The sequence below is a fragment of the Bradyrhizobium sp. 139 genome, from assembly GCF_023074175.1.
In the GTDB taxonomy this organism is placed as follows: domain Bacteria; phylum Pseudomonadota; class Alphaproteobacteria; order Rhizobiales; family Xanthobacteraceae; genus Bradyrhizobium.
Genome location: NZ_JADPKS010000069.1, coordinates 117,914 through 137,093, shown reverse-complemented (window position 1 = coordinate 137,093; position 19,180 = coordinate 117,914). Strand labels below are relative to the sequence as shown.

General features: G+C 64.8%; 17 protein-coding genes. 12 read left to right on the top strand and 5 right to left on the bottom strand.

The genetic code is table 11. The features are described 5' to 3' along the window. Window positions 1–52: 52 nt before the first annotated feature. From dusB to ntrC, 3 genes are read left to right on the top strand one after another with little or no spacing between them, the layout of a single operon-like run. Window positions 53–1,054 carry a tRNA dihydrouridine synthase DusB gene (gene dusB, locus IVA80_RS16245; protein WP_247431837.1) on the top strand — a complete coding sequence of 334 codons (1,002 nt, stop codon included), beginning with the start codon at window positions 53–55 and terminating at the stop codon, window positions 1,052–1,054. Next, window positions 1,051–2,226, top strand: coding sequence for a nitrogen regulation protein NR(II) (locus tag IVA80_RS16240; protein WP_247431833.1), 1,176 nt, complete (start codon window positions 1,051–1,053; stop codon window positions 2,224–2,226). The genes dusB and IVA80_RS16240 overlap by 4 nt, the downstream gene beginning before the upstream one ends. A gap of 9 nt (window positions 2,227–2,235) precedes the next feature. Next, window positions 2,236–3,678 (top strand): nitrogen regulation protein NR(I), encoded by a 1,443-nt coding sequence (gene ntrC, locus IVA80_RS16235; RefSeq protein ID WP_247431830.1) that lies wholly within the window; start codon window positions 2,236–2,238, stop codon window positions 3,676–3,678. Window positions 3,679–3,845: 167 nt separating this feature from the next. Here ntrC and IVA80_RS16230 read toward each other — a convergent pair whose 3' ends face one another. Continuing rightward, on the bottom strand, window positions 3,846–3,992 hold the full coding sequence (locus IVA80_RS16230; RefSeq protein ID WP_247431827.1) for a hypothetical protein: 147 nt from the start codon (window positions 3,990–3,992) through the stop codon (window positions 3,846–3,848). 173 nt (window positions 3,993–4,165) lie between these two features. On the opposite strand from IVA80_RS16230, the gene IVA80_RS16225 reads away from it, so the two are divergent. The 4 genes from IVA80_RS16225 (at window position 4,166) to hflX (ending at window position 9,834) form a co-directional block, all read left to right on the top strand. Then, window positions 4,166–6,553 carry a PAS domain-containing sensor histidine kinase gene (locus tag IVA80_RS16225; protein ID WP_247431823.1) on the top strand — a complete coding sequence of 796 codons (2,388 nt, stop codon included), beginning with the start codon at window positions 4,166–4,168 and terminating at the stop codon, window positions 6,551–6,553. A 17-nt stretch (window positions 6,554–6,570) separates the two neighbouring features. Continuing rightward, window positions 6,571–7,941: a sigma-54 dependent transcriptional regulator gene (locus tag IVA80_RS16220; protein ID WP_247431820.1), complete on the top strand. Its 1,371-nt coding sequence runs from the start codon at window positions 6,571–6,573 to the stop codon at window positions 7,939–7,941. Between the two features lie 250 nt (window positions 7,942–8,191). Next, window positions 8,192–8,440 (top strand): RNA chaperone Hfq, encoded by a 249-nt coding sequence (gene hfq / locus IVA80_RS16215; protein ID WP_007591126.1) that lies wholly within the window; start codon window positions 8,192–8,194, stop codon window positions 8,438–8,440. Window positions 8,441–8,451: 11 nt separating this feature from the next. Then, entirely contained in the window at window positions 8,452–9,834 is a 1,383-nt protein-coding gene (gene hflX / locus IVA80_RS16210; protein ID WP_247431818.1) for a GTPase HflX, read from the top strand. A 210-nt stretch (window positions 9,835–10,044) separates the two neighbouring features. Here hflX and mazG read toward each other — a convergent pair whose 3' ends face one another. Continuing rightward, window positions 10,045–10,908, bottom strand: a complete 864-nt coding sequence (gene mazG / locus IVA80_RS16205; protein ID WP_247431815.1) for a nucleoside triphosphate pyrophosphohydrolase — start codon at window positions 10,906–10,908, stop codon at window positions 10,045–10,047. A 126-nt stretch (window positions 10,909–11,034) separates the two neighbouring features. On the opposite strand from mazG, the gene queC reads away from it, so the two are divergent. Continuing rightward, window positions 11,035–11,751: a 7-cyano-7-deazaguanine synthase QueC gene (gene queC, locus IVA80_RS16200; protein WP_247431812.1), complete on the top strand. Its 717-nt coding sequence runs from the start codon at window positions 11,035–11,037 to the stop codon at window positions 11,749–11,751. A 168-nt stretch (window positions 11,752–11,919) separates the two neighbouring features. Here queC and IVA80_RS16195 read toward each other — a convergent pair whose 3' ends face one another. Genes IVA80_RS16195 through nthA form a run of 3 tightly spaced genes read right to left on the bottom strand, consistent with a single transcriptional unit; the run spans window position 11,920 to window position 13,591 of the window. Beyond that, window positions 11,920–12,300, bottom strand: coding sequence for a nitrile hydratase accessory protein (locus IVA80_RS16195; RefSeq protein ID WP_247431809.1), 381 nt, complete (start codon window positions 12,298–12,300; stop codon window positions 11,920–11,922). Beyond that, window positions 12,300–12,959, bottom strand: coding sequence for a nitrile hydratase subunit beta (gene nthB, locus IVA80_RS16190; RefSeq protein WP_247431806.1), 660 nt, complete (start codon window positions 12,957–12,959; stop codon window positions 12,300–12,302). Before nthB ends, IVA80_RS16195 begins: the two co-directional genes overlap by 1 nt. Then, entirely contained in the window at window positions 12,956–13,591 is a 636-nt protein-coding gene (gene nthA, locus IVA80_RS16185) for a nitrile hydratase subunit alpha (protein ID WP_247431803.1), read from the bottom strand. The genes nthB and nthA overlap by 4 nt, the downstream gene beginning before the upstream one ends. 123 nt (window positions 13,592–13,714) lie before the next feature. On the opposite strand from nthA, the gene IVA80_RS16180 reads away from it, so the two are divergent. The 4 genes from IVA80_RS16180 (at window position 13,715) to IVA80_RS16165 (ending at window position 19,082) form a co-directional block, all read left to right on the top strand. Then, the gene (locus tag IVA80_RS16180) at window positions 13,715–14,521 is read left to right on the top strand and encodes an enoyl-CoA hydratase/isomerase family protein (protein ID WP_247431800.1); all 807 of its coding nucleotides are present in this window, start codon (window positions 13,715–13,717) and stop codon (window positions 14,519–14,521) included. Window positions 14,522–14,764: 243 nt separating this feature from the next. Then, on the top strand, window positions 14,765–15,931 hold the full coding sequence (locus tag IVA80_RS16175; RefSeq protein WP_247431797.1) for a methionine ABC transporter ATP-binding protein: 1,167 nt from the start codon (window positions 14,765–14,767) through the stop codon (window positions 15,929–15,931). Next, a complete protein-coding gene (locus IVA80_RS16170) occupies window positions 15,921–16,586 on the top strand; it encodes a methionine ABC transporter permease (RefSeq protein ID WP_247431794.1) in 666 nt (221 codons plus the stop codon). The genes IVA80_RS16175 and IVA80_RS16170 overlap by 11 nt, the downstream gene beginning before the upstream one ends. 516 nt (window positions 16,587–17,102) lie before the next feature. Continuing rightward, complete coding sequence (locus tag IVA80_RS16165; protein WP_247432099.1) at window positions 17,103–19,082, top strand: TonB-dependent siderophore receptor; 1,980 nt, start codon at window positions 17,103–17,105, stop codon at window positions 19,080–19,082. The last annotated feature ends 98 nt before the right edge of the window (window positions 19,083–19,180 follow it).

Genomic DNA, 19,180 nt, shown 5'->3' with positions numbered 1-19,180 from the left:
CCCGCGCAATGAGACCCCTGTGACCGGCTCGGCAGTATCCGGCTCTAAGCCGTTGAAAATAGGCGATATTGATGTCGCCACCCCGGTCTTCCTGGCACCGATGTCGGGGGTGACTGACTCGCCCGTTCGCCGGCTTGCCGCCGAACTCGGGGCCGGTCTGGTCGTGTCCGAAATGACCGCAAGCGACGAGCTCGCCAACGGCCACAAGATGTCACGGTTGCGCTGCGAAGCGACCGGGATCGGGCCCCATGTGGTCCAGCTCGCCGGCTGCGAGGCGCACTGGATGGCCGAAGGCGCCCGGATCGCCGAAGCCGAAGGCGCTGACATCATCGATATCAACATGGGTTGTCCGGCCCGTCACGTCACCGGCGGCCAGTCCGGCTCCGCCCTGATGCGCGATCTTGACCATGCCGTCAGCCTGATCGAGGCGACGATCGCGGCGGTGAAGGTGCCGGTGACGCTGAAGATGCGGCTCGGCTGGGATGACCACACCCGCAACGCGCCGGAACTGGCGCGGCGTGCGGAAGCTGCCGGCATCAAGCTCGTCACCGTGCACGGCCGCACCCGCTGCCAGTTCTACAAGGGCGAAGCCGATTGGGATGCGATCCGTGCCGTGCGCGAAGCAATCTCCATTCCGCTCGTCGTCAATGGCGACATCACCACTTACGAGAAGGCGCTCGCGGCGCTCGAAGCCTCCGGCGCCGATGCCGTGATGATCGGCCGCGGCGCGCAGGGGCAACCCTGGCTGCCCGGCGAGATCGGCCGCCGCCTGAAGGGCGGGGCGATCGAAGCCACGCCGTCGCTTGCGACGCAGCTCCATTATGTCCGCACGCTCTATGAGGGCGTCTGCGCGCTCTACGGCCTGCGCATCGGCCTCAGGCACGCGCGCAAGCATCTCGGCTGGGCGCTCGACGTCGCGGCGGATGCGAGCGGTGCGCCAGTCGAGACGCTGAAGGGCTGGCGCCAGAAGATCCTCACGTCCGAGGATCCACGGCTCGTGCAACAGTCACTTCAAGATGCCTTCGACGACTTCGCATGGAGCGCCGCTGCATGAGCTCAGCCGCTGAACATCGTCGGCCGCTTTCGTCCGACAGCGACGCGATCCTGGATGCCTTGCCCAATCCCGTGCTCATGATCGGGCCGGACGGCAAGATCGTCGCCGCCAATATCGCGACTGAAGCCTTCTTCGATATCTCGACGCAATTCCTGAAGCGGCAATCGCTGAAGGAACTGGTGCCGTTCGGCAGCCCGCTGCTGGCGCTGATCGACCAGGTGCGCTCGTCGAACTCGCCGGTCAACGAATACAAGGTCGATCTCGGCACGCCCCGCATGGGCGGCGACCGTCAGGTCGATCTGCATGTGGCCCCGCTCACGGAGCGGCCCGGCCATATCGTGGTGATGCTCCAGGAGCGCTCCATCGCCGACAAGATGGACCGCCAGCTCACCCATCGCAGCGCCGCGCGCTCAGTGATCGCGCTGGCCGCGATGCTGGCGCACGAGATCAAGAACCCGCTTTCGGGCATCCGCGGCGCGGCGCAGCTGCTGGAGCAGCAGGCCTCGTCCGAGGACCGCATGCTGACGCGGCTGATCTGCGACGAGGCCGACCGCATCGTGACGCTGGTCGACCGCATGGAGGTGTTCGGCGACGAGCGCCCCGTGGTGCGCGGTCCCGTCAACATCCATTCGGTGCTCGATCACGTGAAGCGGCTGGCGCAGTCGGGCTTTGCCCGCAACATCCGCTTCGTCGAGGATTACGATCCCTCGCTGCCGCCGGTCCTGGCGAACCAGGATCAGCTCATCCAGGTGTTCCTCAACCTCGTCAAGAATGCCGCGGAAGCCCTGATCGACGTTTCCGACGCCGAGATCCAGCTCACCACCGCGTTCCGTCCCGGCGTGCGCCTGTCAGTCCCCGGTCAAAAATCCCGTGTATCCCTGCCGCTCGAATTCTGCGTGAAGGACAACGGACCAGGCGTGCCGGACGATCTTCTGCCCAACCTGTTCGATCCCTTCGTGACCACCAAACAGACCGGCTCGGGTCTTGGCCTGGCGCTGGTCGCAAAGATCATCGGGGATCACGGGGGCATCATCGAATGCGAGTCTCAGCCGCGCAAGACCACCTTCCGCGTGCTGATGCCGATGTATTCCACATCGGTCAAACATGCCGATCACAGCAGTCGCGACGGCTCTGCCGGGAAGTCGTCGTCTGCATCACAGGGGGCGAAATGAGGATTAACGATGCCCGCAGGTAGCATTCTCGTTGCTGATGACGACACCGCCATCCGCACGGTTCTCAATCAGGCACTATCCCGCGCCGGCTATGAGGTCAGGCTTACCGGCAATGCCGCAACGCTGTGGCGCTGGGTCAGCCAAGGGGAGGGCGATCTCGTCATCACCGATGTGGTGATGCCCGACGAGAACGCGTTCGACCTGCTGCCGCGGATCAAGAAGATGCGGCCCAATTTGCCCGTCATCGTCATGAGCGCGCAGAACACGTTCATGACCGCGATCCGCGCCTCCGAGCGCGGGGCGTACGAATATCTGCCAAAGCCTTTCGACCTGAAGGAGCTGATCGCCATCGTCGGCCGCGCGCTGGCCGAGCCGAAGGAACGGGTCTCGACGCCGACCGAAGACGCCGAGATGGAGGCGATCCCGCTGGTCGGCCGCTCGCCGGCGATGCAGGAAATCTACCGCGTGCTGGCGCGTCTGATGCAGACCGATCTCACCGTGATGATCACGGGCGAGTCCGGTACCGGCAAGGAACTGGTGGCGCGCGCGCTGCATGATTACGGCAAGCGCCGCAACGGCCCGTTCGTTGCGGTCAACATGGCGGCGATCCCGCGTGACCTCATCGAGTCCGAACTGTTCGGCCATGAGCGCGGCGCCTTCACTGGCGCCAACACCCGCGCCTCGGGCCGGTTCGAGCAGGCCGAGGGCGGCACGTTGTTCCTGGATGAGATCGGCGACATGCCGATGGAGGCGCAGACCCGCCTGCTGCGCGTGCTTCAGCAGGGCGAATACACCACCGTCGGCGGCCGTACCCCCATCAAGACCGACGTGCGCATCGTCGCGGCTTCCAACAAGGATCTGCGGGTCCTGATCCAGCAGGGTCTGTTTCGCGAAGATTTGTTCTTCCGCCTCAACGTCGTGCCGCTGCGGCTGCCGCCCTTGCGCGAGCGCATTGAGGATCTGCCCGATCTCATCCGTCACTTCTTCGCACTTGCCGAGAAGGACGGGCTGCCGCCGAAAAAGCTCGACTCGCTGGCACTGGAGCGGATGAAGCAGCACCGCTGGCCCGGCAACGTGCGCGAGCTCGAGAACCTCGCCCGTCGCCTCGCAGCGCTCTATCCGCAGGACGTGATCACAGGCTCGGTCATCGACGGCGAGCTGGCGCCGCCCACAGTGAGCCCCGGTGCCGCAGTCCAGCAGGGCGTCGACAATCTCGGCGGCGCCGTGGAGGCGTATCTGTCCTCGCACTTCCAAGGCTTTCCGAACGGCGTGCCGCCGCCGGGCCTCTATCACCGCATCCTCAAGGAGATCGAGGTGCCGCTGCTCACGGCCGCGCTCGCCGCCACCCGCGGCAACCAGATCCGCGCAGCAGATCTCCTCGGCCTCAACCGCAACACGCTGCGGAAGAAGATCCGGGATCTCGATATCCAGGTCTATCGGAGCGGGGGCTAGTCTTCCCGAACGAACGGTGGCTCAGCTCCCCCTATCAAAGCGGAGCTGAGCCTGTCCGGATCGCGCTGGCCGTTGTGGCCGACGCGGTGAGCAAAAGTCCGAATTGGACCGAAATGTTCCGCTGGAACATTCAAATGGTGATTCAGCCGCGGGACGCGGCCTCACACCTATCTGACAAATCGGCCTGATACCGGCATCACGCTGGCGACATTCGCCGCCGGCCCCTGCAGGCCGGGGCCGTTGACCAGGAGGTCGGCGGCCACGATCAGCAGCAGCACGGCCGAGACCATTACCGCGAGAAAGAACCTGTCCATGCCCGGACCAAGCCGGAACGGTGGGAATCAGTTCCGTCACCGGCACGTCGTTGTGGATGCGCCGGTCCGTCGCGGCGAGGGCGCCGCGGAATTGTCGCAATTTGGCAACAATGTGGTACGAATACATCAGTACCCGCCTACGGCGATCCCTTTTCAGCACAACCATTGCCGGAATGACCAGCGCAGACACTTCGGCCGCACACCTCGACACGGCCCCAGCAGAAGAGCTCCGGCGTTGGTCGGCGCGCCGCTGGCTGGCTCCCTTTGCCGTGGCGATGGCGCTGCTGTCGGCCTTGCTGACCTTCCTGGTCCTGACCGGTCTCACGAGGATCGAGCCGACGCCGGAGGTGGTCCGCTCGTTCTATCTCATCAATGCGGGCACGATCCTGCTGCTGGTCGGCATCATCATCCGCGAGCTCTGGCAGCTGATCCTGGCGCGACGGCGGGGCCGGGCGGCGGCCCGCCTCCATGTCCAGATCGTCAGCCTGTTCTCGATCGTCGCGGTGCTGCCGGCGGTGCTGGTCGCCGTCGTCGCCAACGTCACCATCGAGCGCGGCCTCGACCGGCTGTTCTCCGGCCCGACCAAGGAGGTGATCCAGAACTCGCTGACGATCGCGCGCGCCTACATGCAGGACCACGCGCAGCTGATCCGCGGCGACATTCTCGGCATGGCCAACGACATCGCGCACGCGCGGCCGCTCTACGACCAGGACCGCCGCTCGTTCCGCGAGCTGCTGACCGCCAGCGCCGGCTCCCGCAATTTGCCGGGCGCGATGATCATCGACAAGAACACCAACATCCTGGAATCCGCTGACACCGGCATGCGGCTGGCCTATTCGCCGCCGGCGCCGGACTTCCTCAGCAACGTCAACGAATCCGAGCCCGAGATCGCAGTGCTGCCGGACGCGAGCTTCGTCGCCGCGGTGATCCGCTTGCGTGCCTTCAGCGACACCTTCCTATATGTCGCGCGGCCGCTCGATCCGAACGTTGTTCAACAGCTCAAGCAGACCGAGGTCAGCGTCGCCGAATACGCCCAGATCGAATCGCGCCGGCTCGGCATCCAGGTCGCCTTCGCGCTGATGTTCGCGGTGATCGCGCTCACCATCCTGATGGCCTCGGTGCTGATCGGCCTCAACTTCGCCAACTCGCTGGTGGCGCCGATCCGGCGGCTGATGAATGCGGCCCATACGGTCTCGACCGGCGACCTCCACGTGAAGGTGCCGGTGCACCAATCGGAAGGCGACCTCGCCCAGCTGGGTGAGACCTTCAACAAGATGACGCAGGAATTGCGCAGCCAGCGCGACGAGCTCGTCAACGCCAGCGATCTCATCGACAGCCGTCGCCGCTTCATCGAGGCCGTGCTGTCGTCGGCGAGCGCCGGCATCATCGGCGTCGATAATTCGGGCAGCGTCGGCATTCTCAACCGCTCCGCCGAGAAGCTGATCGGGCACTCCGAAGCGGAGACGCTCGGCCATCCGCTGTCCGACGTGCTGCCCGAGCTCGAGGAGATGATGAAGACGGCGCGGGAAGGGACCCAGCGCCTGGTGCAGGGCCAGATCACCATCACGCGCGATGGGCAGGAGCGCAATCTGTCGGTCCGCGTCAGCGCCGAGAAGACCAGCCAGCCGCACGACAGCTACATCATCACGCTCGACGACATCACCGAACTCGTCTCGGCGCAGCGCACCTCGGCGTGGGGCGATGTGGCGCGCCGCATCGCGCACGAGATCAAGAACCCGTTGACCCCGATCCAGCTTTCCGCCGAACGCATCCGCCGCAAATTCGGCAAGGACATCACCGAGGCCAAAGACAAGCAGATCTTCGAGCAGTGCACCGACACCATCGTGCGCCAGGTCGACGACATCAGACGCATGGTCGACGAGTTCTCGCGCTTCGCGCGGATGCCGAAGCCGGTGATGGAGGGCGAGGACGTCGCCGACACCGTGCGGCAGGCGGTGTTCCTGATGAAGGTCGCCCATCCTGAGATCGATATCGAGGCCGAGTTCAGGGAAGATCCCCTACGCGCCCAGTTCGATCGGCGGCTGATCTCGCAGGCGGTCACCAACATCGTCAAGAACGCGACCGAGGCGATCGAGCAGGTCCCGCCTGAGGAGCTCGGCAAGGATTACGGCAAGGGCCGCATCGACGTCGTGGTCTCGCGCCAGGACGAGGACGTGCTGATCGACGTCATCGACAACGGCATCGGCCTGCCCAAGGTCGCGCGCTCGCGGCTGCTTGAGCCGTATGTGACAACACGCGCCAAGGGCACCGGCCTCGGCCTTGCGATCGTCGGCCGCGTGCTGGAAGACCATGGCGGGCGCATCGAGCTGAAGGATGCCTCCGACTTCCGGGAGCGCCAGCGCGGCGCCTGGATGCGGATGCGCTTTGCGATCTCCGGCGCTCCCCCGAAGCGTGAGGGGACCGAGCAGGCACCGGCGGCCGCAAACGCGGTCACGGAAATCGCCAAGGATCCCGAAACAAAACAGCCGGCTGCCGAAACCAAACCGCCGGCTGAAAAGACCAATGATTCAACCAGAATCGAAGCCTCAACCGGCAACTGACAAGACAGGCGCGACCCATGGCAAGTGAAATTCTGATTGTCGATGATGAGGCCGATATTCGGGATCTCGTTGCGGGCATCCTCGAAGACGAGGGCTTCGTGACCCGGACCGCACGCGACAGCGATACGGCGCTCGCCGAGATCGCCAATCGCAGGCCGCATCTGGTGTTTCTCGACATCTGGCTCCAGGGCTCCAAGCTCGATGGCTTGCAGCTGCTGGAGCAGGTCAAGAAGGACAATGCCGATCTACCGGTCGTGATGATCTCGGGCCACGGCAACATCGAGACCGCGGTCGCCGCGATCAAGCGCGGCGCCTACGACTTCATCGAGAAGCCGTTCAAGGCCGACCGGCTGATCCTGGTCGCTACAAGAGCGCTGGAGAATTCGCGGCTCAAGCGTGAGGTCAAGGAGCTGAAGCAGCTCGCGCCGAGTGCAAGCTCGCTCGTCGGCCGCTCGCCGAGCATGAACCAGCTGCGCCAGACCATTGAGCGCGCGGCCAAGGCCAACAGCCGCATCCTGATCGTCGGCCCCGCCGGCGCCGGCAAGGAGCTGACCGCGCGCACCCTGCATACGGCCTCCGGCCGCGCCGACGGCCCCTTCGTCGTCATCAATGCTGCCGCGATCACGCCCGAGCGGATGGAGCACGAGCTGTTTGGCGTCGAGCAGTCCAATGGCGAGCACGCGCGCAAGTCCGGCGCGCTCGAAGAGGCGCATGGCGGCACGCTGTTCATCGACGAGATCGCGGACATGCCACGCGAGACCCAGAACAAGATTTTGCGCGTGCTGGTTGAGCAGTCGTTCCAGCGCGTCGGCGGCACCGCCAAGATGCAGGTCGACGTCCGCATCATCTCCTCTACGGCGCGCAATCTCGAAGAGGAGATCGCAGCGGGCCATTTCCGCGAGGACCTCTATCATCGGCTCTCGGTGGTGCCGATCCGCGTGCCGGCGCTGTCGGAGCGGCGCGAGGACATTCCGGAATTGATCGACTATTTCATGGAGCAGATCTCGGCCGGCAGCGGCCTGCCCAAACGGCAGATCGGGCAGGACGCGATGGCGGTGCTGCAATCGCATGTCTGGCCCGGCAACGTGCGCCAGCTCCGCAACAACGTTGAGAGAGTCATGATTCTGGCCGCGGGCGGACCGGAGGTCATCATCACTGCCGACATGCTACCGCAGGACGTCGGCTCGATGGTGCCGGCGATGCCGACCAGCAACAATGGCGAGCACATCATGGGCCTGCCGCTGCGCGAAGCGCGCGAAGTGTTCGAGCGCGACTATTTGATTGCACAGATCAGCCGTTTCTCAGGAAATATTTCTCGCACGGCCGAGTTCGTTGGCATGGAACGTTCGGCGTTGCATCGAAAGTTGAAGGCGCTTGGCGTCGGCTAACACTGCGACGTTGCCGCCGCACTCCAGGGAATATGCGAGAAAAATCATCGGTTTCCGTAGTTTTTCGGGGCAATTGGGCTCGGCCTGCCGCGTGAAGCGGCTTGCCTAATAACCCGACCTGTCCTCTAATCGTCGCGCTGTTCCTTCGAGGGGGATCTCATGAGGAACGGCAACCGGAAGAGGCCCCACAATGTTCAAAAGAGGGCCGCAACCGGCGCAATAAAAAGAAACTCAAAGCGAGAAAAAAACAATGGCGGCAGACCGCGCACAAAACCTGCAGGACACTTTCCTTAATCACGTTCGCAAAACCAAGACGCCACTGACGATCTTTCTGGTCAACGGAGTGAAGCTCCAGGGCATCGTGACCTGGTTCGACAATTTCTGTTTGCTGCTTCGGCGCGACGGTCACTCGCAGCTTGTCTACAAGCATGCGATCTCGACCATCATGCCGGGCGCGCCGATCCAGTTGTTCGAAGGCGGTGAGGATCAGCCGGCTTGAGAGTGATCTGATTGGAACCCCGGAATTTCGACGGGGAGGCCGACCGTCCGCGGTCGGCAGGGGCTAAGCAGACGGGGCGGGTGCTTGTCATCGGCCCCTATTTGCGAGTGCGCGCGAGCGGTGCCGACGCGCAATCGGAGGGTTATGTCTTGCGAGACGCCGAGGCCCGGCTCGACGAAGCCGCGGGCCTCGCGCGCGCGATTGATCTCGTCGTCGCGGACGCCATCATCGCGCCGATCGGCCAGATTCGCCCCGCCACCTATATCGGCAAGGGCAAGGTCGAGGAGATCGCCGGCCTCGCCAAGAGCCTCGATGTCGAGCTCGTGGTGATGGATTGCGCGCTTGCGCCAATCCAGCAGCGCAATCTCGAGAAGGAGTTGCATGCAAAGGTGCTCGATCGCACCGGCCTGATCCTCGAAATCTTCGGCCGCCGCGCCAAGACCAAGGAAGGCTCGCTCCAGGTCGAGCTCGCGCACCTCAACTACCAACGTTCGCGCCTGGTGCGCTCATGGACCCATCTCGAACGCCAGCGCGGTGGCTTTGGATTCATGGGCGGTCCCGGCGAGACGCAGATCGAAGCCGACCGCCGCCTGATCCAGGAACGCATCGCGAAACTCGAGGGCGAACTGAAGAAGGTGCAGGCGACGCGGCGCCTGCATCGCGCGGGACGCCAGCGCGTGCCGTACCGCGTCGTGGCGCTGGTCGGCTACACCAATGCCGGCAAGTCGACGCTGTTCAACCGCCTGACCCGCGCCGAGGTGCAGGCCGCCGACATGCTGTTCGCCACGCTCGATCCGACCTTGCGCGCGCTTAGCCTGCCGCATGGCGGCAAGGCGATGCTGTCCGACACCGTGGGCTTCATCTCCAATTTGCCGACGCAGCTCGTCGCCGCGTTCCGCGCCACGCTGGAAGAGGTGCTGGAGGCCGACGTCATCCTGCATGTGCGCGACATCGCGCACGAGGACGCCGAGGCGCAGCAGAGCGACGTCGATGCGGTGCTACGCCAGCTCGGCATCAATCCCGACGACAGCGGCCGTATCATCGAGGTCTGGAACAAGATCGATCGCTTCGACGTGGAGCAACGCGAAGAGCTCCTAAACATCGCGGCGCGCCGGCCGGAAGATCATCCGGCGATGCTGGTCTCGGCCGTATCGGGCGAGGGGATCGATACGCTGCTCGCCGTGATCGAGGAACGGCTCGCCGCCAAACGCATCACGCTCGATCTCTCCATCGACGCCTCCGACGGCGCCGGCATCAGCTGGCTGCATCGCAATGCCGAGGTGCTGGCGAAGGAGCTACACGACGGCCGCTTCGACATGACGGTGCGGGTGGACGAGACCAAGCGGGATATCGTGGTGAACCGCTTCGATGCCGTGCCGCGTCTTTCGGTATAGGCAGCGCCGTCCACGTGAGTGAGTTGACGAACGATTGCCTAAAGCAACGCTGTCCTCCGGGACAAGCGGAACGCCGATCCGGGACCCATAGCCACCGGGCGTCGTTTGGCGAAGACTCGTGGTGTCACCTCGCGTTACAACTCCTCCCCGGGATTATGGGTCCCGGATCTGCGCGCGCTTGAAGCGCGCTTGTCCGGGACGACGGCGGAGTTAGCGGCGGGCTTGATTGGTTCGCTCGGCAGCAGGAGCCTTCTTGTTCTCCTCGCCCTTCGCCGCATTCCACAAAGCGTCCATCTCCGCCAGTGATGCCTGTTCGAGCGTTCGCCCCTGCGCCTCCAGCGCCCGTTCGATATAGGCAAAACGCCGTTCGAATTTCGCGTTGGTGGCACGCAGCGCGGCCTCCGGATCGGCGTCGACATGGCGGGCGAGGTTGACGAGGGCGAACATCAGGTCGCCGGTCTCTTCCGCCAGCTCCTGCTTGTCGTTGCGGTCGAGCGCCGCCTCGATCTCGTCGGCTTCCTCGCGGATTTTGGCCAGCACTGCGCGCGGGTCGTTCCAGTCGAAGCCGACCGTGGAGGCCTTGCGCTGGAGCTCCATCGCACGCGTCAGCGCGGGCTGTCCGGCCTTCACGCCCGAGAGCAGTGATTTGTGTGACGGCGGTTGCTCCGGCGGCCGGCGCGCGCCGCGCTCGGCTTTCTCCTCCGCCTTGATGCGGTCCCAGACTTCCTTGACGTGGGAGGAGGCGAGGTTGCCGTCCTTGTCGGCGAAGACATGGGGGTGGCGCCGGATCATCTTGCGCGTGATGGCCTCGACCACGTCGCCAAAGGCAAAGGCGTTCTGCTCCGAAGCCATCTGGGCGTGGAACACGACCTGCAACAGAAGGTCGCCGAGCTCTTCGCGCAAATCGTCGAGATCGCCGCGGCTGATCGCCTCGACCACCTCATAGGCTTCCTCGATCGTGTAGGGCGCGATGGTTGCAAAATTCTGTTCGAGATCCCAGGGGCAGCCGGTCACGGGCGTGCGCAGCGCCGCCATGATCTCGATCAGGCGGGAAATGTCGCGGGAAGGGGTCATTGCGGGGCAGTCTCCTGGCTCCGAATCCTTATGCCAAAAGCGGGCCGCCGTTCCCAGCGCGGCGCAGCGGAACAGGCCGATTTCCACCGATTGGCGGGCGGGATGCGCAGTGCTAAAGCGCGAGCCATGAATGACGCATTTTCATCCGAGACCGCCCTGGTGCTGTTTTCCGGCGGCCAGGATTCCACCACCTGCCTCGCCTGGGCGCTGAGCCGTTTTGCGCGCGTGGAGACGTTGGGGTTCGAGTACGGCCAGCGCCACGCCATCGAGCTTGCCTGCCGCGCGCGACTGTTCGACGGCATCAAGGGCCTGCGTGCGGATTGGGCCGGAAAACTCGGCGAGAGCCATACGCTGTCGATCCCGACGCTGGCCGCCGTGTCCGAAACAGCGCTGACGCGCGACGTCGCCATCGCGATGGGCGCCGACGGCCTGCCGAACACCTTTGTGCCCGGCCGCAATCTGGCGTTCCTCACCTTTGCCGCGGCGCTCGCCTACCGGCGCGGCATCACCCATATCGTCGGCGGTATGTGCGAGACCGACTATTCCGGCTATCCCGATTGCCGTGACGAGACCATCCGCGCCATGCAGGCCGCGCTCTCGCTCGGCATGGCCAGGACATTCGAGCTGCATACGCCGCTGATGTGGATCGACAAGGCGGCGACCTGGAAGCTCGCGCATGACCTCGGCGGCACAGGATTGGTCGACCTCATTCGCGAGCACTCGCACACCTGCTATCTCGGCGAACGCGGCGCGCAGCATGCGTGGGGGTATGGCTGCGGCGAGTGCCCGGCGTGCAGTCTGCGGGCGAAGGGGTGGCGGGAGTATGTGGCGGCGCGCAAATAGCGCTCCGTATCTCCGCAGTCATCGCCCGCGAAGGCGGGTGAACCAGTATTCCAGAGGCGATTGTGGGATATGGAGAAGCTGCGGCGTACTGGATTCCCCGCCTTCGCGGGGAATGACAGCGCCGGCTGAGGCGGCAGCGCCCACACAACATGGCGCGCACGCGAAAGACTATCGTGCAAAATCCTCCGGACGCAGCTCGATCGGCTTGCCGTGCGGGGTACGGTCGGCGGCGTGGTCCCAGGCGTCGCGATAGCGGTGCAGCGTCTCCGTCGAAGCAACGCCTTTGCGCGCAACCAGTTCTTCCAGCGTGGCGAGCCAGTGCAGATAGTAGGTCTCGCCTGTATCCGGATCGCCGGCGGCTTGTGCGCGCTTGATCTCGTCGGCGAGGGCTGCGGCCCATTCCGGCCAGGTGAACACGCCGCGATCGTGCAGGCTCAGCGCCATCGCAAACGCATGCGCTTCCCAGGGCGCGCGGAACACCGGGCCATTGTCGTCGCGCGGAATGCCCGGAATGGCCGCCGTCGCGGCGGCCGCAGCCGTGCTGCTCATCACGCCGGGTCCAGATAGGGCTCGAAGGCGTCGATCGACACCTTCAAGGTCGGATCACCATCCGCGCCCCAGAGATCGCGGCCTTCAAACACGACGGTGTAGAGCCATTGCGGATTTTCACCGAGCTCCATCGCCGCCGAGTCCGGAAACACGTGGCAGCCATGGTTCAGCTCGACGATGCCGACATGGCCGCGCACATAGCGCGGCAGGCGGGTATGCGTCGTCGGATGGATGTTCTTCGCACGCACTCGATCGCCGACGTTGAATTTTGCCGGCGCCGCGGCCGCGCGGGCGAACTTGCCGCGCACCATGATGCGCTCGACCTGGGTAAGATCGAACTTGCCGTGCTTGAGCGCCTTTGCCGGCTGCATCGCGTGGCCGGCGGCGACCTCTTCCTTCGTGAGGTAGCCCTTCTCGATCAGCATCTCCTCGAGCCCGAGGAACCATTTCTTGTAATAGGAGCTCGAAAGATAAACGTGCGGCGGCAGCATCTCGCGATAGAAGCGCGAGGTGTCGATGTTGAACGCGCCGGCCGCGCCCATCGCACGCACCATGGCGAGAACGCGCGCTTCCCAATCGGCGTGGAAGGTCGGCTCGTTCGGCTCAGCCTCGACCTTGCCGAACCCGTCCATGCCGCCCATGTCGTGGACGCCGTTCATGACGGCGCTCCCGGCGTCTTGGGAAAGCCCGTACCGATCATGGAGTCGCGCGTGACGAGTTCGGCCAGTTGCTCCTCGCTCCAGCCTTCCGTGCCCGGGGGGCGCATCGGCAGCACCAGGAAGCGCGTCTCGGCCGTGGAATCCCAGACCCGGATTTCCATGTCCTTCGGCAAGCTGACGTCAAAATCGGCGAGCACACCGCGCGGATCCTTCACCGCGCGCGAGCGGTAGGGCGATGCCTTGTACCAGACCGGCGGCAGCCCCAGCATTTCCCAGGGGTAGCAGGAGCAGAGCGTGCACACGACCATGTTGTGGCGCTGCGGCGTGTTCTCGACCACGACGAGATGATCGCCGACGCGGCTGACATGGCCGAGCGTGCCGATCGCCTTGCTGCCGTCTTCCAGCAGCGCCGCCTTGAACGCCGGATCGGTCCACGCCTTGGCGACGACGCGCGCGCCGTTATGCGGGCCGATCTTGGTCTCATAGGCCTGGATGATGGCATCGAGCGCGGCCGGCTCGACATAGCCTTTTTCGGTCAAGATCGTTTCGAGCGCGCGCACGCGCAGCTCGGTCTCCGACAGTTCGGAATGGTCGTGATCGTGGTGGTGATGGTGGTCGTGATCCTGGCTCATGGGGCGAAAGATAGTCGCTTTTTTCCCCGCCTGTCGAGTATGCGTTGCGGCGCAACCGGGTCCCATATTCGTGAGGCCAGATGTGGGCTATAGCATCGACCCAACTCAGATTGGGAGGCGCCGGTGACGGACCATGTGACGATCGAGAAAGGTCATGGGCCGGAGGGGCGGATCGCGATCGTGCGGTTCGACCGCAATGACGGCATCAACGCGCTGTCGCCCGAAGCGCTGCGCCAGCTCACCGCGGCGGCGCGCAGCTTTGAGGATGACGCGACAACCTCCGTCGTGGTGCTGACGGGCAGCACCAGCGCCTTCAGCGCCGGCTTCGACCTGAAGGATGCCGAGGGGCGCTCGCGCAGGGACATGGACCTCGGCACGCTGCGCCGGCACCTCAAGCTCGGGCCGCGCCTGACGCATGCCTGGCACGAGATGGAGCAGATCACGATCGCGGCCATCGAGGGCTTTTGCGTCGGCGGCGGGGTGGCGCTTGCCGTGGCCCTCGACTTCCGCGTCATGGGCCGCGATGCGCATCTGCGCGTGCCCGAGATCGGGCTCGGCATGAACATGAGCTGGCAAAGCATCCCGCGTATGCTCCATCTGATCGGTCCGGCCCGCACCAAGCAGGCGGTGATCCTGGCCGATCAGCGCATCTCGGCGGATGAGGCCTATGAATGGGGTCTGGTGGAGCAGGTTGCCGATCCCGGCAAGGCGTTCGATGCCGCGATGGATCTCGCCCGGAAAATCGCCGCACAGCCGCCGCTCTCGGTCGCGATGACAAAGCTCACTGTCAACCGGCTCGCGCATGCGCTGGACGATCTCGCCAGCCACATGGATGTCGATCAGTTCGCGCTGGCGAGCCTCACGGAGGATCACAAAGAGGGCGTTGAGGCGTTCCTGGGCCGCCGCAAACCGCGCTTCAGGGGGCGGTAGAACGCAAGCCGCGCATTGATCGCGCCGCTCGTGATGTGGAAGGAATTTTCTTCTCCGGGTGGGGATTGGGGAAACTTCGTCCAACTCCCCGCAAATATCTGACATTGCAACAGAGACCTGGAACGGCGATGGTGCGTGCTGCGGTGCAGCGCGCTTCACCCGAGCCCTCATCGCTGTTTCATTCTCCGTCGCTCGATGCGACCCGGTTCCCGGATGCCCCAGAGGCAAGCGGAACTATTGTGCATGAAGGCCGCCTCCATGAATGCCCACCCGTCGCTCGCAATCGGAGAGCCGATCGATACGCTTGCAGCGATCTCACCTGCCGCGATTGAACCCGCCGCGATTGAATCTGACGCGATGGTCCGTTTCGAAGGCATTTCGAAGATCTATCCGTCCTATCGCGGCAAGCCCGGCGTCAACGCGCTGCAAGATATTGGCTTCGCAATTGCGCGCGGCTCGGTCACCGGCGTCATCGGCCGCTCCGGCGCCGGCAAGTCGAGCCTGGTCCGGCTGATCAACGGGCTGGAGAAGCCGACCACGGGCCGCGTCATCGTCGACGGCCGCGATATCTCGGCGCTGGCCGGCCGCGAATTGCGGCTGGCGCAACGCTCGATCGGCATGATCTTCCAGCACTTCAACCTGCTGTCGTCGCGCACGGCGGCCGACAACATCGCGCTGCCGCTCGAGATCGCCGGCTGGGCAAAGGCCGACATCAAGGCCCGCGTTGCCGAGCTGCTCGCTCTCGTCGGCATCGCCGACAAGCACGACCGCTACCCTTCCGAACTCTCGGGCGGCCAGAAGCAACGCGTCGGCATTGCCCGTGCGCTGGCGACGCGGCCGAGCGTGCTGCTGTCGGACGAGGCGACCTCCGCGCTCGATCCGCAAACCACGCGCGCGATCCTCGATCTGCTCGCCAACATCAACCGCGAGCTCGGGGTGACCATCGTGCTGATCACCCACGAAATGTCGGTGGTGCGTCAGCTCGCCAAGGAAGTGGTGGTGCTCGACGCCGGCCATGTCGTCGAAAGCGGTCATGTCGCCGACATCTTCACCCATCCCAGGCATCCGATCACGCAATCCTTCCTCGCCGAGGTGATCGGCGACAGCCTGCCGGTCTCGCTGGCGAGCCGGATCGTGCCGGAGCCGTCTGCGGGCGGGCAGGCCGTGATCCGCGTTCAGGTGCGCGGAGCAGGGGCCGGCGATACGCTGGTGGCGCGGCTCGCCCGCGAGCTCGGTCTCGACGTCTCGCTGCTGTCGGCCCGCATCGACGAGATCGGCGGCCAGCATGTGGGCTCACTGACCCTCGGTATTCCTCTTGGGATTTCTGGCGGCGAGGACGCGGTGACGCGGACGCTGGCCCGGCTCTCTCAATATCAATTCCCCGCGGAGCGTCTCGGCTATGTCGCCTGAACTCATCAATCTGATCATCCAGGCCACCGGCGAAAGCCTGTACATGGTCGGCATCGCGGCGCTGGTCGGCACCGCCTTCGGCCTGCCGCTCGGTGTCTTTCTCGCGACCAGCCGGAAAGGCGAGCTTTACGCGGCGCCCGTCATCAATCGCGTGCTCGGCGCCGTCGTCAATGCGACCCGCTCCACGCCCTTCATCATCCTGGTCGTCGCCATCATTCCGTTCACGCGGCTGGTGGCCGGCACCTCGATAGGCTCGACCGCGGCGATCGTGCCGCTGACCATCGCATCGGCGCCGTTCATCGCGCGCCTGGTCGAGGCTGCAATCCGCGAGGTCGATGGCGGCCTGATCGAGACCGCATCCTCGTTCGGGGCGTCTCCGATTCAGATCGTGCTCAAGGTGCTGATCCCCGAGGCGCTGCCGGGACTTCTGCTGGCGCTGACGCTCGCCGTGGTCAGCCTGCTCGGTTATTCCGCCATGGTCGGTGCCGTCGGAGGCGGCGGGCTCGGCGATCTCGGCATCCGCTACGGCTATCAGCGCTTCATGCCCGAGATGATGCTGGCCGTCGTCGTCGTGCTGATCGCGCTGGTGCAACTCGTGCAGAGCGCGGGCGACTATCTGGCGCGCCGGGTCAACTGCCGGCTGCGGCATCGCTGAGGTCGCCTCCAAACGTTTGCGGACAAGCCGATTCTTGTCCGTCTGGAAACACTCCGAATCCGAAACGCGACTGAGCGCATTCGTCGCACATGCTGCGCACAGCTCTGGAGAGATTCTAACGCTGTTCCTATCGCACTCCGAAACCGCCTGAGTTAGGGCGGGGCATCAAAAACGATACCGGCAAAGCCGGCCGTGCGTGGGGCCTCGATAGACGTGACAGACTTCCAACTTCTTTCGCGTTCCGATACGCGTCTTCGGCAGATTCAGGTGCTTTTCCTCGGGGCGGTCAGCACATTCTCGCTTCTCGTTCCCATCGGCTCCGTGCAGGCGCAGACACAGATTCCCGCTGTCACCGTGGAGGCGCCGGCGCAGCGTGCCCGTCCGGCGGCGGTTGCGTCGTCGCGAAGATCAGCGGCGACACGCTCTTCTCGCACCAATCGTCGGGCTCCTGCGCAGCAAGCCGCGCCGCCACAGTCGGCATCGCAAGGCGCCACGGGTGAGCGCGCCAATGGCCCGGTGCGTGGTTTCGTTGCCACAAGGAGCGGCACCGCCACCAAGACCGATACGCCGTTGATCGAAACGCCGCAGTCGGTGTCCGTCATCACCACCGACCAGGCCCGAAACCAGGGTGCGGTCTCGATCGGCGAGGCCTTGCGCTACACCGCCGGCGTCAGCGGCGATGTCAATGGCGGTTCGGACACCCGATTCGGCGCCCTCCAGATCCGCGGCTTCGACACGACCATGTCGGGCCTCTACGTCGACGGGTTGCGGATTCCATCCAGCAACTACGTGCATTTCAACGGCCTCGATCCCTACGGCGCCGAGCGCATCGAGGTTCTCAAGGGGCCGTCCTCGGCGATGTATGGCGGCAGCGGAACCGGCGGCATTCTCAACTACGTCACCAAGCTGCCGACCGCGCAGCAGTTCGGCGAGGCCTCGATCTCCGGCGGCAGCTTCAACCGCTATCAGGGCCAGTTCGACATGGGCGGCCCTGTCAACAAGGAAGGCACCGTGCTGTGGCGCCTGACCGGCGTCGTTCGCGACGGCGAGACCCAGGTCGACTTCACCAAGGACAACCGCGTCTTCATCGCGCCCGCCGTCACCATCAAGCCGAACGAGGATACGACCATCACGTTCCTGGCCAACTATCAGCGCGACCGGGCAGGGTGGGGCCTCCAGTTCCTGCCGGCATCGGGCACGGTGTGGCCGAACAACGGCCGCACCATCCCGGTCTCGTTCTTCGCGGGCGTGCCGGGCTTCAACGCGTTCAACACCGAGATTGCGACCGTCGGCTACCAGCTCTCGCACGACTTCACCGACAACATCACCTTCCGGCAGAACCTGCGCTACGCCTATCAGCACAACGAGGAAAAGACCTTCTACGGTACCGGCTACACCAACGAGGCGGCGGGGCAGCTGGGGCGTTTCGGCAGCTACAGCAACTCGCACATCAACTCCTTCGCGGTGGACAACCAGCTCCAGGGCAAGTTCACCACCGGCATCCTCAGCCATACCACCCTGGTCGGGATCGACTATCGCAACACCAGTTTCCGCGACACCGCCTTTGGCGTCACGACCTCGGCCCCCGAGATCAACGTCTTCAACCCGGTCTACAGCTACGACTGGACCATCGGCGCCATGAACGACAACACCGGCGTCAAGCAGTCGCAGGTCGGCCTTTACGCGCAGGACCAGATCAAGCTCGGCCGGCTCTCGTTCCAGCTCGGCGGCCGCCAGGATTTCGTGACGACGCAGGTCGACAGCTTCAACACGTCCGTATCGAAGGATGCTTCGGCCTTCACCGGCCGCGCCGCCGTTATGTACAATTTCGACAACGGCATCGCGCCGTATTTCAGCTACTCGGAATCGTTCCTGCCGGTGCTTGCGACGGCCAGCGGGCAACTGCTCAATCCCGAGACCGGCGTCCAGTACGAGGTCGGCGTCAAATACCAACCGGTCGGCTGGAACGCCCTGTTCACCTTCGCCGCTTTCGACCTGACGCGCGACAACGTCGTCACGTTCCCGCCGCCGAGCTACCTTGCCGAACAGACCGGTCAGGTGAAATCGCGCGGCATCGAGCTCGAAGGCTCCATGTCGCTCGCCGACGGCTGGAATCTGCGCGCCGCGTATGCCTATGTCGATGCCATGGTCACGCAGGATCCGGTGAATGTCGGCAAGGCGCCGGTCACCGTGCCGCTCAACCGCGCCTCGCTGTGGAGCGACTATACGCTCAAGAACGGGCCGCTCGCAGGTCTCCAGTTCGGTGGCGGCATCCGTTATGTCGGCGCGACCTGGGGCGATGACGCCAATACGTTCAAGGTGGGATCGTCGACCGTGCTTGACGCGCTGCTTGCCTACACCCGTGACAATTGGCGCCTGTCGCTGAACGTCACCAATCTCGGCGACACGCGCTATGTCGCAGCCTGGTATAGCCTGTCGGGCTGCATCTATGCCGAGGGGCGGAAGGCCATCGGCAAGCTGACCTATCGTTGGTGAGTGCGATGTGAGGACGTCCCGGCAAGTGGCAGAGCAACGCATATGGAAGACAATTTGGCAGGCGGTTTTCTCGCGGCGCATCCTTCGAGACGCCCGCT

What these genes read in the sequence shown, in the direction of transcription:
- IVA80_RS16240 (WP_247431833.1), top strand. Translation starts at nt 1,051, where the DNA reads ATGAGCTCAGCCGCTGAACATCGTCGGCCGCTTTCGTCCGACAGCGAC.
- ntrC (WP_247431830.1), top strand. Translation starts at nt 2,236, where the DNA reads ATGCCCGCAGGTAGCATTCTCGTTGCTGATGACGACACCGCCATCCGC.
- IVA80_RS16230 (WP_247431827.1), bottom strand. Translation starts at nt 3,992, where the DNA reads ATGGACAGGTTCTTTCTCGCGGTAATGGTCTCGGCCGTGCTGCTGCTG.
- IVA80_RS16225 (WP_247431823.1), top strand. Translation starts at nt 4,166, where the DNA reads ATGACCAGCGCAGACACTTCGGCCGCACACCTCGACACGGCCCCAGCA.
- IVA80_RS16220 (WP_247431820.1), top strand. Translation starts at nt 6,571, where the DNA reads ATGGCAAGTGAAATTCTGATTGTCGATGATGAGGCCGATATTCGGGAT.
- hfq (WP_007591126.1), top strand. Translation starts at nt 8,192, where the DNA reads ATGGCGGCAGACCGCGCACAAAACCTGCAGGACACTTTCCTTAATCAC.
- mazG (WP_247431815.1), bottom strand. Translation starts at nt 10,908, where the DNA reads ATGACCCCTTCCCGCGACATTTCCCGCCTGATCGAGATCATGGCGGCG.
- queC (WP_247431812.1), top strand. Translation starts at nt 11,035, where the DNA reads ATGAATGACGCATTTTCATCCGAGACCGCCCTGGTGCTGTTTTCCGGC.
- IVA80_RS16195 (WP_247431809.1), bottom strand. Translation starts at nt 12,300, where the DNA reads ATGAGCAGCACGGCTGCGGCCGCCGCGACGGCGGCCATTCCGGGCATT.
- nthB (WP_247431806.1), bottom strand. Translation starts at nt 12,959, where the DNA reads ATGAACGGCGTCCACGACATGGGCGGCATGGACGGGTTCGGCAAGGTC.
- nthA (WP_247431803.1), bottom strand. Translation starts at nt 13,591, where the DNA reads ATGAGCCAGGATCACGACCACCATCACCACCACGATCACGACCATTCC.
- IVA80_RS16175 (WP_247431797.1), top strand. Translation starts at nt 14,765, where the DNA reads ATGAAGGCCGCCTCCATGAATGCCCACCCGTCGCTCGCAATCGGAGAG.
- IVA80_RS16170 (WP_247431794.1), top strand. Translation starts at nt 15,921, where the DNA reads ATGTCGCCTGAACTCATCAATCTGATCATCCAGGCCACCGGCGAAAGC.